Source organism: Candidatus Thiodiazotropha sp. LNASS1, assembly GCF_964212655.1.
In the GTDB taxonomy this organism is placed as follows: domain Bacteria; phylum Pseudomonadota; class Gammaproteobacteria; order Chromatiales; family Chromatiaceae; genus Thiodiazotropha.
In genome coordinates this window covers 2,398,562-2,412,463 of sequence record NZ_OZ156465.1, presented here as the reverse complement: position 1 = coordinate 2,412,463, position 13,902 = coordinate 2,398,562, and the positions used below count along the sequence as shown (strand labels likewise).

Genomic DNA, 13,902 nt, shown 5'->3' with positions numbered 1-13,902 from the left:
GCCGAAGACGCGCGCGGCTGAGCGGCGGTGTTGGGCTGAAAAAATGCATCGGGGATAATCTTGAAGGTTTTAACAAGAAAAGCAAAATCGCTATGGCTGCTTCCTACTATTGGTTTTTTTGTGATCCTCGTTTTGTATTACCTGTGGGCAATATTCGATGCCAGGAGTAACACGCAGTCTTATGTTGCTGCGGCGTATAGCAAGTGGGGCGATACCGTTGATGTTTCAGAAGTGGGTTCAGAACGAATAGGTTTGTTGCTTGCGGTTGAAGATCCCACGTTCTTTAAACACCGCGGGGTTGATCTCGGTACGCCTGGGGCTGGGATGACTACTTTGACCCAAGGTTTAGTCAAACTTCTTTACTTCCCTAATGGGTTCAAACAAGGGCTTGCTAAGATCCGTCAGACCTTGATCGCACAGCATGCCCTTGACGCACTTGTGAGCAAGGATGAGCAACTGCGGTTGTTTTTGAACATTGCATACTTTGGGACAGAAAATGGGAAGCCCATACACGGGTTTGATTCTGCTTCAAAGATTTACTTTGGCAAGGGCATATCGGAACTTACAAATCAGGAATTCCTTTCTCTGATTGCGATGTTTATAGGGCCGAACAATCTGAAACCGGGCACTGACGAGAATCGGCGTAGGGTTGAGTCAATCCAAGCATTTCTGGCCGGGAAAATTATTCCAGCCAGTGTGTTGGATGTAGAATACGAGGGAAAGCGTAGCGGCAATTTTGCAGAAGAAGCGCTTATGGTTTTCCTTCGGTTTTTAACGGTATAGGTCACTGATTTCACAGTGCGGGCGTTGCCGCCCAACAAACGCCTCCACCTGACCGGGCTTGGCGGCGGTTTTTTTGGATTGAGGTTTTAAATGAACGACATAACTTTTAACAACATATGCTTCACGCCCGGCCGGTGAGGCTGCCGTTATGCCCAAAAGCACTCCATCTCTAAAAATCCCATATTGACGAAACTAAATACGTGACGTATATTCATTACAAATATATACGTCACAGGTGTCGCCATGCAAAGCAAGTTAACCCTTCGACTAGACGAATCCTTGATAAAACAGGCAAAAATCTTTGCAAAACAACATGATAAGTCATTATCTCAGGTTGTAGCCGACTATTTTCAACTGCTTACAAAAGGAGTGGAAAGTCCCGAACCTCCTCAAATTACCAAATCATTAATTGGTGTAATAAAGGATGTTGATGAAGATGATTATAAAAGGCATTTAGAGGAAAAATACCTTTGAAGATCTTATTCGATACAAATGTGATCCTTGATGTTTTATTAGCCAGAAAGGAGTTTGTCCAAGTTTCGGCTAGACTTGTAGGTATGGTTGAAAGCAAAACGATTGAAGGGTGTTTATGCGCAACAACAATAACTACCCTAGATTATTTAATCTCAAAAGCACTGACGAAAAATCAGGCTAAAATTGAAATAAAAAAAATATTGGAGCTTTTTTATATAGCTGAAGTGAATACGAAAGTGTTGGAGTTTTCCGTTAATTCGACATTTTCTGATTTTGAGGATGCCGTTCAATACTATTCTGGTGAATGCTGTGAAGTTGATGGCATAGTCACTCGAAATACAAAAGATTATAAAAATACTAAGTTGCCAGTCTATACGCCTGATGAGCTTTTAGGGATTATGGCAAGTCAACTAATGAATTAGGCATAACAAGACAAATTAACTCGGACCTGGACTTCCTTCACTTTACCGGATACTCCTATACTTTAAATTAAAGCAGCTAGGAGAGATCCATGTCCAAGACGAATTTCACCCAAGAATTCAAAGAAGAGGCGGTCAAACAAGTATTGGATCGAGGCTATACAGTACCTGATGTAGCCAAGCGATTAGGCGTCTCAGCCCAAAGCTTATACAAATGGCTGAAGGCCTATGGAAAACTGATTGCCCTGTGATAGTAGTAAGGCAGTACGGCATAAACGTAGATGTCGATGGCGAAGATCTCCGTCAGTAACTTCATCCGTACCGTGGGAAGTCTGAAAGTTTGCGATGGGTGTCCTGATCAGCCGATTAATCTAGCCTGGAATAACCTTGATTAAATTCTGAAAATCAATGCAGTTTATCTCCCAGACGATTTTTATCTTGATCATACAAACCGGTCAGGACCGCAAAGCCGTCATCGTTGACACTCAGTTCGCCAAAATGTGCGTTGGAGTAAGTCTCCCATTCTCCTTCCTGAAAAAAGTAGGCGTCGCTGGCAAGCCGTACTGACTCTCCTCGCTTTCGGAAACGCAGCAGGTGCTGGGTTTCTGTGAGTTGCTGCCCCTCGTAGAGGCTCACAAAGCTGGCTTCCCCTGTCGGGTCGAGATTCACAATGATATTTCCATCGTCAATCTTGGCGGATTTTGCGGCCTGTGCGACCTCACCGGTCATGGCATATCGCAACGCCATGTAGTCACCTTGTAAAAGTGAGCGAGGGTCACGTGGTGCGAGTCTTAGCAGCAGGGTGTCGCCATTATTGACAATGCTCTCTTTGATGATGATCTGGCTGTTGACGATGAGGAGTATCAATAGCGTCACAACAGCCATGATGGTGAGGCGGGTCTTATCAGATAAGCCGATGATTGTATTAAGCATGGTCAGCTCCCTGCCGCTCATCTGTCAGGATGACTTTGAGGATGATCCAGCGAGATAGCAATAGGGTGATACCGGTGGCGACCAGTGTGATCGATTTCGTTAGCAGACTGACTTCTATACCGTAGAAGAAGGCAGTTAGGAATAGGATAAAAAAACCGATACCGGCCCCGGTGAAAGTTACCCTGCTGGAGTGAGCGCCAAGTAGCATGACGATAAGTCCAAGCAAGAGTCCCGGCGCATACCAGGCACAGGCGATAATGACTATCATGATGCCATACAGTAATAGAAATGACTTTCTGTCTTCCGTACCTGCAACGACAGGCCAGATCAATCTACCGAGATATATAAAAAGCAGACCCAATAGAATCGTTGAGATCCAGGGTCGGGGATAGAACAAAAAGTCTGCTTCCAGTTCTGGCAGCAGATATACGGTAGAGAGCAGCAGAGTGCCAAAGGCGCTCAGCATCAATCCACTCATCAAGGGGTGTAGTAATTCACTGTGCCTGCCTGCAACAAGTGTCGGCATTTGGTTGTGCAGCATGATCAATATGCCGGTGAGTGCTGGACCGAGGAGGGGTACAAGTGCATTTGCCTCCCAGTGGTACAACAACGTGGTCAATGAACCGGTGGCGAGCAGCACCATGATGACACGATGAATACGATCCGGAAAAAGAAAAAACAGGGCTGAGCTTATTACCAGAGCGAAGCCAAGAAAAATCTCGAACTCCCCATGCCCTGCGATATCAGCAAAGCCGTAGGCAACCAATGCCTGGCCGGCCAGGCTGGAAGCCAGTGCGCATTGAACCAGAAAGTCTCTGTCGGATCGTTGACGGACGAGAATTGCACACACGATCAATGCCGCACCGATGAAGATATAACCACCATCGAACATCAGGGTGATACTGGCTATGAACCCGATTAACAAAAGGCTGGCGAGCCAGGCCCCGAACCCCACCATCGTTCGGATATACCAGGGTTGCGGGTTCGGTCTGTTTTCCAAATAATCGAGTGCGTCATCCTCTGTGCTGAGTAGATTCTCCGCCCGCAAGTTGTTCACGATATGGTTCAGGGTAACGGTTGATCCGTTCATGATCTTGTCTCCCAGCGCAGCGCAATCTGACGCAACCACCAGGCGGCACTCGCGACCTGGGCAATAAGCAGAAGGGCGAGAAAGAGCAGGCTGCCTGAACCAGACATCATATGACGGATGAAGAACGCAGTGATCACCATAATTACGCCAAGCAGGCTACAGGTAAGAATGAACAAATCATGTCGTCGATACTGGTAGTAGTAGAGAGCAGCACCTGTTGCGATGAGTAGCAGAGTGGGGGAGACCACGCTCAATCTGGTCTGTTCCTCAAAACCGGCTGCGACGATGATGACCAGTGTGGGCAGGAGGACCGTGCTGAAAGCGATAAATGCGATCACCCGTGGGAACAGTATTCCCCGCATCCAGCTGACGCCGCGGTATGAGCCGACCTCCCAGATGAGTAGGGCGATGACATTCAGTACAAAAAGATAGCTGGCCAGGGTGGAATCCATCACTGTAGTACCCAGCCATACCAGCGGGCCGAGCAGTTGCGATAACTGCCACCAGCCATCCGGTGGGTGCAGGACCTGTGTGTAGTACATGATGAGGGTCAGATTCAGGAGGATCTGCAGCAACATCCAGATACCCGTCTGACGGCCAATGATTGCCCAAGGGAGGATCAGCAGTGCCCAGGTGAGAAACAGGCCATAGGGGTCTGCACCAGTCTGGTAGGCCTGTCCAAACACTGCCAACAGTGTGCCGGTGAGAATCGCAGCTGCCAGCAGGCTGACCCTGCCGGCAATGGTGTCGAGGCCGAAACGCCAGGCCAGTACCGCTGCGCCCACGATACCACCCTCGACCAGGGCGAACTTTGTTAAGTGACTGAGATCGGCCCAGTTCCAGGCAAAGAAGGCTAGGATACCGGCGACGATCAACAAGGCGCCGAGAGCAATCAGGAAGCGATCGATGTGACGTAGCCAGCTGGTTTGATCGGGTACCAGACCTGCAAGTGTCATCGCCCGTCGATAGGCAGCTTCGCTTAGCTTCAGTTGCTGCGCCAGCTCCTGTACGTTCGCGTAATCAGCGATGATCTCCTTATGCATTTAAACTCCTTTACACCCAGGGTCGCTAGATAGGGTGCGGCCCAGCCGCACCAAAAGCCATGGCTTGATGATCTATATATATCGACTGTAACAAAGCAGGTGCTGCTCCGTAAACGTCAGCCAGGTAAGTGTGTGCTTGTATTATACACATATCTTGTCAGGGGCAATGTAGTAATTTACGGGTGTCCCATCTTACTTTTCCACAACAACTAGAGCATCAAAACCTCCATAAGGAATTCAAAGAATATTCGGGGTTGTTCAAAACAATCGGTATTGAGCAATATCGAAATAAAATAGAGAAATATGCATGCTCAAAGAGACAATACATACAGCGTGCAACACAGGGAATCCTGGCCTAACTTAATTAGCTATGCCCCAGAAATGAATGAAATACACCTACAGGATCATATTTATCACGCAACTGATTTAGACGTTTCCATTTACTCTTTGAATAACACTCTCGGTATCGGTTCGGATTTCCTACCCCATTAATCTCGTTAACATAATGGCCGTATGCAAACTGATCGATAATCGGTTGTGATTGTTTCAACCAATTCCGATTGGCCTGATCATTTTCTTCACCATCCCATATTGAGTAACAGCCGACAAAACAATCACCAACTCCTGAAAAACAGGCATCTTCTCTTGGCTGTAGATTTAGTCCCCAGGCCGTTAATACATGCGTATCCGTTGAAGGTGCTTTTTTCAGATGTTCTGCCATTGCGATTAATGCGTCACTGCCTTTGTTGGTAAGAACATTATCCGCACTATAACGCGCCATACGACCAGCAGGATCTTCTAGGCTAAAGAACTTGTCGTATAGGCCTTCAAAGGTGAAAGATTGGAACTCATCTTTGACCAGGGATTTCGTTGATAGATCTGATTTTGAAAATGGTTCGAGTAGTACTCTTCCTTCAGTAGCAGATTGCTCGAATGCAAAGGCTGTTACAAAGCAAATTTTGGATTTCTCGGGAGGTGCATCAACCGGCATTTCTGGATGATGCATCAGCACCGTTAGTAGTTCGATTCTTTCACGTACCGTTTTATCTTTATTAATCTGATCCAGAATTGAGGTTACATTTTGTAACTCTTGAAGGGGAAATATATAGGAACTTGCCGTTATGGACTTAGGAGCTGGATATAGCTTAAGAAACAACCGAGTGACTACGCCAAAAAAGCCAGGTCCCGCACCTCGCACTGCCCATAGTAGATCTGAGTGTTGTTCCTCAGTCGCCATAATGCGTTGTCCATCTGCGGTAATAACTTCAGCCCCTACGATAGAGAATGTCGCCATTCCCTCATTTTGTGGATAATTCCAGCCGATCCCCCCTCCCATAACGAAGCCACTGATCCCAACAGAGGTGCAATGAGGTACTGGAAAACTAAGACTTTTTTCTCTTGCAGCTCTCACTAACTGGTCACTTCGCACACCAGGTTGAACAGAGGCTACCTGCTTATGTTCATCAATCTCCAACTCGCTCATTCCGGACAGATCAAGCAGCATGCCTCCATTTCTCAAGGAGGAACCTGTTGAATTATGGCCACCACTTCTGATCGCAACCTTAAGAGAGTTTGTTGCGGCATGCTTAACCGCCGATATAACCTCTTCGACAGACCGAGGTTTTACAATGACGTCTGGATAACGTTTTGGCTTTGAGAGATGCCAAACCATAGACTGACGCCAGAGTTCATAGTTTTCATCCTCTTTATAAATTATCTTCCCACTAATTCCTGGAATAGACTGCCTGCTTACCTTAGAAATACCAGAACCTGACCAAAAAGTACCAACCACTCCTATCGCACTCATTGCTACAAGTTTTTTCAAAGCCAACCGACGCGAAACTATTTGGTCATTCATAATGTATTCTTGTCATCTATTGATGTAAGCGGGTTACTAGAGCTAAATTAGATTTAAGCGTCAATCGGCCAACTTGGAGTAATATTCTGCGACATAGGCAATCTCTTCATCTGTTAGCATTCTGGCCATACGAGCCATGTCAGGCGCCTTACGCTCTCCAGACCTAAATGCCTTCAGTTGTTTTATTAAGTAGGGTAATTTTTGACCATTAAGATTTGGATATTGGGGTGATTTTCCTATCCCATCGGCACCATGGCAGGCAACACAGGTCAGTAGTTTTACCTGTCCAGTATCTTTATTATCTGAATACGCGTTCGAAGAAACAGTTACGAAGATCACACTAAGTATGAAACCCAAAATAGTTAACAGTTTCGTATCCATTGCCACTCCCATTACTTTGCAACAAATCCGCCATCAACAACCAATTCTGAGCCGGTCATATAGCTCGAGTCATCTGACGCGAGAAAAGCGACAGCTTTAGCGATGTCTTCTGGCATTCCATGTCGGCCCAAAGGGTGGGCTTCAGTCATGATTTTCTCAATTTGAGCAATGTCATCTGTACCAAAGGCTTTACTCTGCGCCCATACTTCATATATGCCATCTGCCATTGGTGTTTTTACTAAGCCGGGATGAACAGAATTGACACGAATGTTGTATCCCATCTCCGCAAACTCTATTGCAGCAGACTTGGACATATGTCTAACTGCAGCCTTAGTCATGGTGTAACCAAGAGCGCCAGGAATGCCTACAAGGCCTACAGCGGAGGACATATTGATAATCGATCCACCAGCAACATGAGACAAAGAACGCTCTTTGAGCGCGGGTAGAGAGTGTTTCATACCAAGAAAAACGCTATCTACATTAACCCGAGATAATTTATGCCACTCTTCTAGGGTTGTTGCCTCAATAGGTTTAATTAAGGTGATACCCGCATTATTAACTAAGACATCGAGACCTTTATATTGACCGATGATCTTTTCAACTACCGATTTCCATTCCTCTTCAGAACTAACATCAAGCCGTTGAAACTCTGCTATACCTCCATTTGCGATAATCTCTTCAGTTACAGCTATGCCACCTCTATCATCAATATCAGCCAAAATGACAGAAGCCCCGGATTCAGCAGCTAATCTTGCACAACTTGCTCCAATACCACTTGCCGCACCTGTAATTAAAATCGTTTTACTGTTAAGTCGATCCATGGATTACTCTGCCCCCATCGGAATCGAAAGATGTTCATGAGCAATTAACCAGCTCTCATTATCCTTTATCCAGATAAGTGTTTGCCTGCCACTAGCCGATACATGTGTGTCATCATGCTGTTGAAAATCAATATTTAGGGTTGCGGTTGTCCAGGCGATATTTCCCCGCATGTTTACTTCTAAATCTCCTCTAGGTGTTATTTCTATCTTTTTACTGGTCAAACTGACAAATTCATTCAAACCCATTTCAAACTGATTCCATGATTGAAAACCATCGTGAGGTGCCCATGGCATATATATTCGGATTGGAAATTCATTGGAATAGCGATTTCTTAGGTTTTTGCCTACATTTACAGGCTTACTCTTAGACCATTCACCGATCAATTCATCGCTTAGTTTCTTAATTTCTGAATTTGATTCAGTTTTTTGCTTTCCATCTTCCGAAATCTTAAATAACTTTCCACTAGGATTGACGGTCGCAGAAAAGTGTTCATGTTGGACAACCCATTTTCCGTTCTCTTGGGTCCAAACCTGAGTGCCACGGCAAGGCATGATTCGGCTCATGCCTCCTTTGTATTGGGCGCGAACAATACAGTTTGCAGTTGTCCAGATAACATCTGCGTAACGCCAAGCTTGGAACGACCCATCATTTGCAAACAAGATTCCCGCCGCGACAATTCCTGCAGGCAGCCATACTTTTTCGATCACATCCTTATATTGTCCCCAGCCTCGGTGACCTTCTAAAGGCGGAAGTGGGTCCCAGTAGACATTGTTTGGATTTTTTGAGTAATAGACCCCTGCTTGATCATATTCAGTATCTTTTTGGGTGTATGACCATGCTACATAATAGTCTTTTGTGATCTTGAAAATGGTCTGAAAGTTTTCACTGCTTTCTTTCAATATAATTATTTCTTCTGACACTGCGGGCTTTATAGTCGCTAGGAACAGTAAGGTGCTGATGATCACGACTTTTGTCAAACCTAGTATTTTCATACATCCTCCTAATTCTGTTTTTGTGTTTCTGATTAGTGGTTGATAAATACTAAATAGGTTAATCCATTATCAATAAAGCTGAATGAGTCACACAACAACCCGTTCGGGTAGTTGTGAGTCTTTGGCTTGCACTGAAAAATACAAGGACAAATAAAACCGTTACTGGAGGGGTAGAAATGCCAAACAAGATTGATCATATTAAGCAATATATGGCACTCGCGTTACAGCCTGTAATACAAGGGGCTCACAGACGCGACGATATCACTCGCAATCTCGATCATATTGCTGAACTTAGCAGAGCTGCTGTCTGGTTATCGGCAATTGATCTTCCGGTAAAACTGATTACGATCCCAGAGGGTGCGCTCCAGGGATTTACCGATGAAATATTTGATTGGGACCATGTCGACTATGTTGAACGATCTGCAATCGATATTCCAGGGAGGGAAACTGACTATCTTGGAGAACTAGCTAGGGAATTGGATACTTTCATCATTGCTCAGGCTAAAGCAAAACACCCTGAGTTTCCAGAGCGTTTTTTCAACTGTGCATTTGTTATCGATCCTAAAGGTGAAGTCATCCATGTGCATTATAAAATGCAGGTCTTTGCGAGAGAGCATTCCACTGTCCCTCACGATGTTTGGGATCGTTGGACCGAGCTTTATGGCATGGGACTGGATGCATTCTTTCCTGTGACTGACACTGAAATAGGACGAATTGGCTGTATTATCTGCATGGAAGGTAGTTATCCAGAAACAGCACGTGGTTTAGCCATGAATGGCGCAGAGATTGTATATCGTCCAAGTTACCCAGAGCCCTATGTGGCGAATGGACTATGGGAAGTTCAGAATCGTGCAAGGGCCTTGGACAATACCATGTATGTAATTGCGCCAAACCCTGCATCATATGCACCTATGCCTGAATCACAGTTCCCAATTGATACCTTTGGAGGTAACTCAATGATAGTAGATTATCAAGGGCGTGTTATTTCCAATCATAAGGCAGGCGGAAGCGCGTCTTATTCAGGAGCTATCATTGATATTGATGCGCTACGCCAATATCGCGCTCGATCTCGTTGGGGTAATTGGTTGAAGGATCTCAGAACAGAACAATTTCGTCTTATCTACGATGAACCTCTGTATGAACAAAATCGCTGTTTAATCGATCCGCCTTTAAAACATGGTGAAAATGACAAGGTCGTCACTCAGGCAGCCCAGCGTATGTTTGATAGGGGTATTTGGAAACGACCTTATTATTTGACAGCTGAAGAGGGCTAAGTATACACAATTTATGGCAACAATCGCCCCGCAGCTAATTTCGATGCACAGTGGCTTGCGGGGTAAAAAATATTAATTAGGAATATCTTTAGTTCGATTTGAATGTACCCGTTGAACTAATTCGGCTCGATTATGAACATCAAGTTGCCGATAGATATGCTTTAGATGGTGGCGCACGGTATTTTCTGATATACCCAGTCGATCCGCTATCACTCGGTTAATCGCCCCGGTTATTGCTAGCTCTAAAACCTCTTGTAAACGGGGTGATAAACTATCCATGGTGTCTGTGGGAATCCTTAGAGAAGCAATTTTTCTTTTTAACTCAGTGATCTCACAGATATGCTTGTAGGCAGTATTTATCTCGCCACATATAAATTGCGCAAAGGATAAAGAGTCATTTCGAAAATGTTGTCCTCCCCTAGCTATATTCAGTGTTCCAATCACTTGGCCGCCGACGATTAAAGGGGCTTCTATGGTGTGATCCAATCCCCACTTCGACAGGAACTTATACAAAGGTTGCTTGCGCCAATCTCGGTCCTTAAAGATTTCTGATGAATGGGTTAGAGATTTCTTTTGAAGCATGCGCATGAAGATAGGGTCATGTAGACGAATATCCTCATATTCTGCCAAAAAATTCTGGTTTGCTTTGTAAGAGAACAATTCTTTTGTTTTGTGCTTTTCATCTAAAAGATACATACCGAAGGCATCTGCTTTCACAAACTGAGGTGTGGTTGCAAAAAAGGTTTTTTGTAACTCTTCCAGGGATCGACTTCGATGAATTCGTGAAACAGCCAACGCAAGCGATTCTTGTTTGTTAATAGAGCTTGAATTTAACATATGAACTTGGTCTAAGTATTTTTCTTTAAAATCTATTGATAATTCTTGTCTTTATAGCACACTCCTCGAATGGAACAATTCCTATCATTATTCCGGTATTTAATAAATATCTGCTAATGTTCCCCGTAAAGCTGAAATTTTCTCATCTGGTACATTCTTAGCAGCACGTGTAGTCCGCGGGACCAACTTGTGGGTCGAGTTCGGTGTTGACAGAAGTGTTCTGCCGAACATGCCACAAGGCAGTGCTGATGAGGCTCTGCTGCATGAATTGGCACACGCATTACGCCAGATAAACGGATTGGTACGGTGGGCTAGAAGTGCAACTGGTGAACTCATTCCTTTACGTATGGCAGGCTTCGGTAACGTGGATGAGTTCTTTCTTGTAATGGCGGCATTTGTGCACTCATCGCAACTAAGGCGGCCGGTGCTAGGTAACCATGGTGTATGGGAGCTAAGGAAACCGAAGGTGCTACAATAACGTCCATACTCGACGCGCCTACGGGTATTTGGCAACGTATGCCGGTCTTTTCATCCGAGATAGCAGCTATACCCGCAACAACTGCTGCATTTAATCCTTTTCGTGATATACCACATTAAGCCTAATAGGTTGGGTTAACGACAGCAGTGTAAACAGGCCTTAATAGTACACCGTATCTATCTATCCATGCACTTCTCGATAACGATCCGGTTATAGGCTGCCGCATACTCGGATGCGTGTTGTATGAGTTTCAGGTGTGTTTGACCGTACACGGTATCGGTGGAGCCCTCCAGATAACGGATACCGCAGATGCTCTTGGCCTTGGATAACAAAGCCGGTTCGATACCGGGCAGAGTTGTTGCACGAGAGGCCATGGCCATCAAGCGTTTGTCGCCCTTTTCCAGGGCCTGTACCGCACGTTTATTCGGATCGGCATCCTTTAGCCACAGCAGTGACTCCACAGCCTTTTTCTCTTCAGCTGACAGTTGACTCATATCGATACCTTCCACCTCCTGGCAAGCGGTGAATACGAGTGCGAGAAGTAGCAGCAATATGGTTGATTTCACCCGGTCTCCTCAGCTACGAGTTTTAACACGACAGGCTCCAGGCTCCATAGTATGACGCCGGTGACCGCGCCGTAAAGATGGGCGTCGACGATTACGCTTCCCGCGGCCAACGATTCACTGCCCGGTAACGGGCCCTGCCACTGTTCCCAGATCAGCTTTAAGACGACAGAGACCAGGATCAGCAGCGAAACTGCGGGTTGCTCCTTCAGCTGACTCAATATACCCCAACACAATAGTCCATGCAGCATACCGGAAAGGCCTCTATACCAAGCGACTTCCGGGGAGAATAGCCAGAGCCCGGCGCTGGTACCCAGAATCAGCAGAAAAAGCAGGGTCAGGCAGCGTTGTGGCGGTTGTGTTTTCGGGAACAGGACCAGGATGAGCCAGAAACCGGCCAGGTTCATGATCAGATGCCCCCAGCCAAGGTGGGTCAGGTGGGCGCTGAAAACACGCCACAACTCACCATCGACGATGTGGATACGATGGTACTGTAGCTTGATTGCGATGGTTTCCGGCAGTATGGCGACCAGTACACAGACAAGGCTGAAAATCACTGCACAGATATGTCGCAAAAGGATGGGGCCAGCCTTCACCCCTGATCAGCCTTCCGTTCCGCAAACCGGGCATGCGGGATCGGCGGTGAGGCGCAGGGTGCGCCACTCCATCTCGAGGGCATCCAATAGCAGCAGCCTGCCAGACAACGTCTTACCGGTCCCGGTCAGCTGCTTGATGGCTTCAATGGCCTGCAGGCTGCCGATCACGCCGACCAGCGGGGCGAGCACACCGTTTGCGGAACAGGTCTCATCCATCTCGCCCTCATCCGGATAGAGGCAGTGGTAACACGGCCCTCCCGGCTCGCCGGTGAAGACACTGATCTGGCCCTCCATGCGAATCGCGGCGCCGGATACCAGGGGTGTTCCCGTCTCGTAACAGGCCTTGTTGATGGCGAAACGGGTTGCGAAGTTGTCGGTGCCGTCGAGTACAAGGTCGGCCTTTTCTATCTGCTGCCTTAGGTCGGTTTCATCCAGTTGTTTGGGTACGGTCTCCACCCGGCATTCCGGATTCAGGGCCAGCAGGGATTCACGGGCCGAATCCACCTTCAATTCACCGATGCGGGCGGTGGTATGCACGATTTGCCGTTGCAGATTGGTCAGATCGACCTGGTCGAAGTCTACCAGCACCAGGGTTCCCACACCCGCTGCGGCCAGATACATGGCGGCCGGGGAGCCGAGTCCACCCAGGCCGACGATGAGTACACGGGCATTGAGGAGTCTCTCCTGCCCTTCGATGCCGATTGAGGGAAGCATGATCTGTCGGCTGTAACGCAGCAATTGGTCATCGTTCATTGTGAATGGGTCCAGGCTCTAGTGTGGCAGCTGAATAGTTACAGGGATATAGACCATCTGTCGAGTCCGAAAGTATAAAATCCGGATCGGTCAGAGGTATTTACGCCAATGTTCCGGGCGCTGATCCCGTAGCTTATGATTCATGCGTTGATACCGGTCGGCGAAGATCATGCGGGTGCATTTGGAGTCGCTTCGGTTGCAACCCAGATTGACCCGTTCGGTCTCTTCCGTGTAGTGATAGAGGGCGCGTTTGAGGCGATAGAGCAGGCGGTTGTCGATATGCAGACCCATTGCCGTCAACCCCGTCTCTATCTGCTCCAGGGAGACCTCTATTAGCTGATAGCTGACATGTAGATGGGTTGCGGAGTAGGGAGTGGCATTCAGAATACCCTCCACATCCGCAAGCAGCAAAGCCGCAGTCGCAGCCTGATTGGGGTCCGGGTGGAGTTCGGCAAAGTGAATGTCCCGGTTTTTCACTAAGTCGTGAGGGTTGTCACCCATACATGGCAATCCTAACTAATGCGCTGAAATAATCAAGCAGGCGGACTGGACGCCGCCATACCTCAAAGCGTCTCGTTCCCGCTCTACGCCTAGTTACGAAAGAGA

16 protein-coding genes and 1 pseudogene are annotated in these 13,902 nt (G+C 46.9%); 5 read left to right on the top strand and 12 right to left on the bottom strand.

Annotated elements, in window-relative coordinates; genetic code table 11:
• Window positions 1-60: 60 nt before the first annotated feature.
• The 4 genes and pseudogenes from AB8516_RS10650 to AB8516_RS10635 all read left to right on the top strand — a co-directional run.
• Window positions 61-783 (top strand): transglycosylase domain-containing protein, encoded by a 723-nt coding sequence (locus AB8516_RS10650; RefSeq protein ID WP_369160476.1) that lies wholly within the window; start codon window positions 61-63, stop codon window positions 781-783.
• A gap of 243 nt (window positions 784-1,026) precedes the next feature.
• The gene (locus tag AB8516_RS10645; protein ID WP_108289281.1) at window positions 1,027-1,257 is read left to right on the top strand and encodes a DUF6364 family protein; all 231 of its coding nucleotides are present in this window, start codon (window positions 1,027-1,029) and stop codon (window positions 1,255-1,257) included.
• Window positions 1,254-1,679: a PIN domain-containing protein gene (locus AB8516_RS10640; protein WP_108289282.1), complete on the top strand. Its 426-nt coding sequence runs from the start codon at window positions 1,254-1,256 to the stop codon at window positions 1,677-1,679. Before AB8516_RS10645 ends, AB8516_RS10640 begins: the two co-directional genes overlap by 4 nt.
• A gap of 89 nt (window positions 1,680-1,768) precedes the next feature.
• Window positions 1,769-1,903: pseudogene (locus tag AB8516_RS10635) on the top strand (transposase); the annotation flags it as partial.
• A 178-nt stretch (window positions 1,904-2,081) separates the two neighbouring features.
• Here the strand turns inward: AB8516_RS10635 and AB8516_RS10630 are convergent.
• The 7 genes from AB8516_RS10630 to AB8516_RS10600 all read right to left on the bottom strand — a co-directional run bounded on the left by AB8516_RS10630 (window position 2,082) and on the right by AB8516_RS10600 (window position 8,795).
• Window positions 2,082-2,609, bottom strand: a complete 528-nt coding sequence (locus tag AB8516_RS10630; protein ID WP_369160473.1) for a GDYXXLXY domain-containing protein — start codon at window positions 2,607-2,609, stop codon at window positions 2,082-2,084.
• The gene (locus AB8516_RS10625; RefSeq protein ID WP_369160471.1) at window positions 2,602-3,699 is read right to left on the bottom strand and encodes a DUF4401 domain-containing protein; all 1,098 of its coding nucleotides are present in this window, start codon (window positions 3,697-3,699) and stop codon (window positions 2,602-2,604) included. Before AB8516_RS10625 ends, AB8516_RS10630 begins: the two co-directional genes overlap by 8 nt.
• Window positions 3,696-4,742, bottom strand: coding sequence for a DUF2157 domain-containing protein (locus AB8516_RS10620; RefSeq protein ID WP_108289285.1), 1,047 nt, complete (start codon window positions 4,740-4,742; stop codon window positions 3,696-3,698). The genes AB8516_RS10625 and AB8516_RS10620 overlap by 4 nt, the downstream gene beginning before the upstream one ends.
• Before the next feature lie 364 nt (window positions 4,743-5,106).
• The gene (locus tag AB8516_RS10615; protein ID WP_369160469.1) at window positions 5,107-6,600 is read right to left on the bottom strand and encodes an FAD-binding oxidoreductase; all 1,494 of its coding nucleotides are present in this window, start codon (window positions 6,598-6,600) and stop codon (window positions 5,107-5,109) included.
• A 60-nt stretch (window positions 6,601-6,660) separates the two neighbouring features.
• Window positions 6,661-6,981 (bottom strand): cytochrome c, encoded by a 321-nt coding sequence (locus AB8516_RS10610; protein WP_369160467.1) that lies wholly within the window; start codon window positions 6,979-6,981, stop codon window positions 6,661-6,663.
• Window positions 6,982-6,992: 11 nt separating this feature from the next.
• Window positions 6,993-7,802, bottom strand: a complete 810-nt coding sequence (locus AB8516_RS10605; protein ID WP_369160465.1) for a glucose 1-dehydrogenase — start codon at window positions 7,800-7,802, stop codon at window positions 6,993-6,995.
• A 3-nt stretch (window positions 7,803-7,805) separates the two neighbouring features.
• Window positions 7,806-8,795: a nuclear transport factor 2 family protein gene (locus AB8516_RS10600; RefSeq protein ID WP_369160463.1), complete on the bottom strand. Its 990-nt coding sequence runs from the start codon at window positions 8,793-8,795 to the stop codon at window positions 7,806-7,808.
• 176 nt (window positions 8,796-8,971) lie between these two features.
• On the opposite strand from AB8516_RS10600, the gene AB8516_RS10595 reads away from it, so the two are divergent.
• Window positions 8,972-10,069 (top strand): nitrilase-related carbon-nitrogen hydrolase, encoded by a 1,098-nt coding sequence (locus AB8516_RS10595; protein ID WP_369160461.1) that lies wholly within the window; start codon window positions 8,972-8,974, stop codon window positions 10,067-10,069.
• Between the two features lie 72 nt (window positions 10,070-10,141).
• Here AB8516_RS10595 and AB8516_RS10590 read toward each other — a convergent pair whose 3' ends face one another.
• From AB8516_RS10590 to AB8516_RS10570, 5 genes are all read right to left on the bottom strand, one after another.
• Window positions 10,142-10,906, bottom strand: a complete 765-nt coding sequence (locus AB8516_RS10590; protein WP_369160459.1) for a LuxR C-terminal-related transcriptional regulator — start codon at window positions 10,904-10,906, stop codon at window positions 10,142-10,144.
• Window positions 10,907-11,560: 654 nt separating this feature from the next.
• Complete coding sequence (locus AB8516_RS10585) at window positions 11,561-11,950, bottom strand: glutamyl-tRNA amidotransferase (protein ID WP_369160457.1); 390 nt, start codon at window positions 11,948-11,950, stop codon at window positions 11,561-11,563.
• Window positions 11,947-12,543 carry a rhombosortase gene (rrtA, locus tag AB8516_RS10580; protein WP_369160455.1) on the bottom strand — a complete coding sequence of 199 codons (597 nt, stop codon included), beginning with the start codon at window positions 12,541-12,543 and terminating at the stop codon, window positions 11,947-11,949. Before rrtA ends, AB8516_RS10585 begins: the two co-directional genes overlap by 4 nt.
• Window positions 12,544-12,549: 6 nt before the next feature.
• Window positions 12,550-13,296, bottom strand: coding sequence for a ThiF family adenylyltransferase (locus tag AB8516_RS10575; protein ID WP_369160453.1), 747 nt, complete (start codon window positions 13,294-13,296; stop codon window positions 12,550-12,552).
• Window positions 13,297-13,386: 90 nt separating this feature from the next.
• Window positions 13,387-13,797 carry a hypothetical protein gene (locus AB8516_RS10570; protein ID WP_369160451.1) on the bottom strand — a complete coding sequence of 137 codons (411 nt, stop codon included), beginning with the start codon at window positions 13,795-13,797 and terminating at the stop codon, window positions 13,387-13,389.
• Window positions 13,798-13,902 lie beyond the last annotated feature (105 nt).

What these genes read in the sequence shown, in the direction of transcription:
- AB8516_RS10570 (WP_369160451.1), bottom strand. Translation starts at nt 13,797, where the DNA reads ATGGGTGACAACCCTCACGACTTAGTGAAAAACCGGGACATTCACTTT.
- AB8516_RS10575 (WP_369160453.1), bottom strand. Translation starts at nt 13,296, where the DNA reads ATGAACGATGACCAATTGCTGCGTTACAGCCGACAGATCATGCTTCCC.
- AB8516_RS10615 (WP_369160469.1), bottom strand. Translation starts at nt 6,600, where the DNA reads ATGAATGACCAAATAGTTTCGCGTCGGTTGGCTTTGAAAAAACTTGTA.
- AB8516_RS10620 (WP_108289285.1), bottom strand. Translation starts at nt 4,742, where the DNA reads ATGCATAAGGAGATCATCGCTGATTACGCGAACGTACAGGAGCTGGCG.
- AB8516_RS10590 (WP_369160459.1), bottom strand. Translation starts at nt 10,906, where the DNA reads ATGTTAAATTCAAGCTCTATTAACAAACAAGAATCGCTTGCGTTGGCT.
- AB8516_RS10595 (WP_369160461.1), top strand. Translation starts at nt 8,972, where the DNA reads ATGCCAAACAAGATTGATCATATTAAGCAATATATGGCACTCGCGTTA.
- AB8516_RS10630 (WP_369160473.1), bottom strand. Translation starts at nt 2,609, where the DNA reads ATGCTTAATACAATCATCGGCTTATCTGATAAGACCCGCCTCACCATC.
- AB8516_RS10645 (WP_108289281.1), top strand. Translation starts at nt 1,027, where the DNA reads ATGCAAAGCAAGTTAACCCTTCGACTAGACGAATCCTTGATAAAACAG.
- AB8516_RS10600 (WP_369160463.1), bottom strand. Translation starts at nt 8,795, where the DNA reads ATGAAAATACTAGGTTTGACAAAAGTCGTGATCATCAGCACCTTACTG.
- AB8516_RS10610 (WP_369160467.1), bottom strand. Translation starts at nt 6,981, where the DNA reads ATGGATACGAAACTGTTAACTATTTTGGGTTTCATACTTAGTGTGATC.
- AB8516_RS10605 (WP_369160465.1), bottom strand. Translation starts at nt 7,802, where the DNA reads ATGGATCGACTTAACAGTAAAACGATTTTAATTACAGGTGCGGCAAGT.
- AB8516_RS10625 (WP_369160471.1), bottom strand. Translation starts at nt 3,699, where the DNA reads ATGAACGGATCAACCGTTACCCTGAACCATATCGTGAACAACTTGCGG.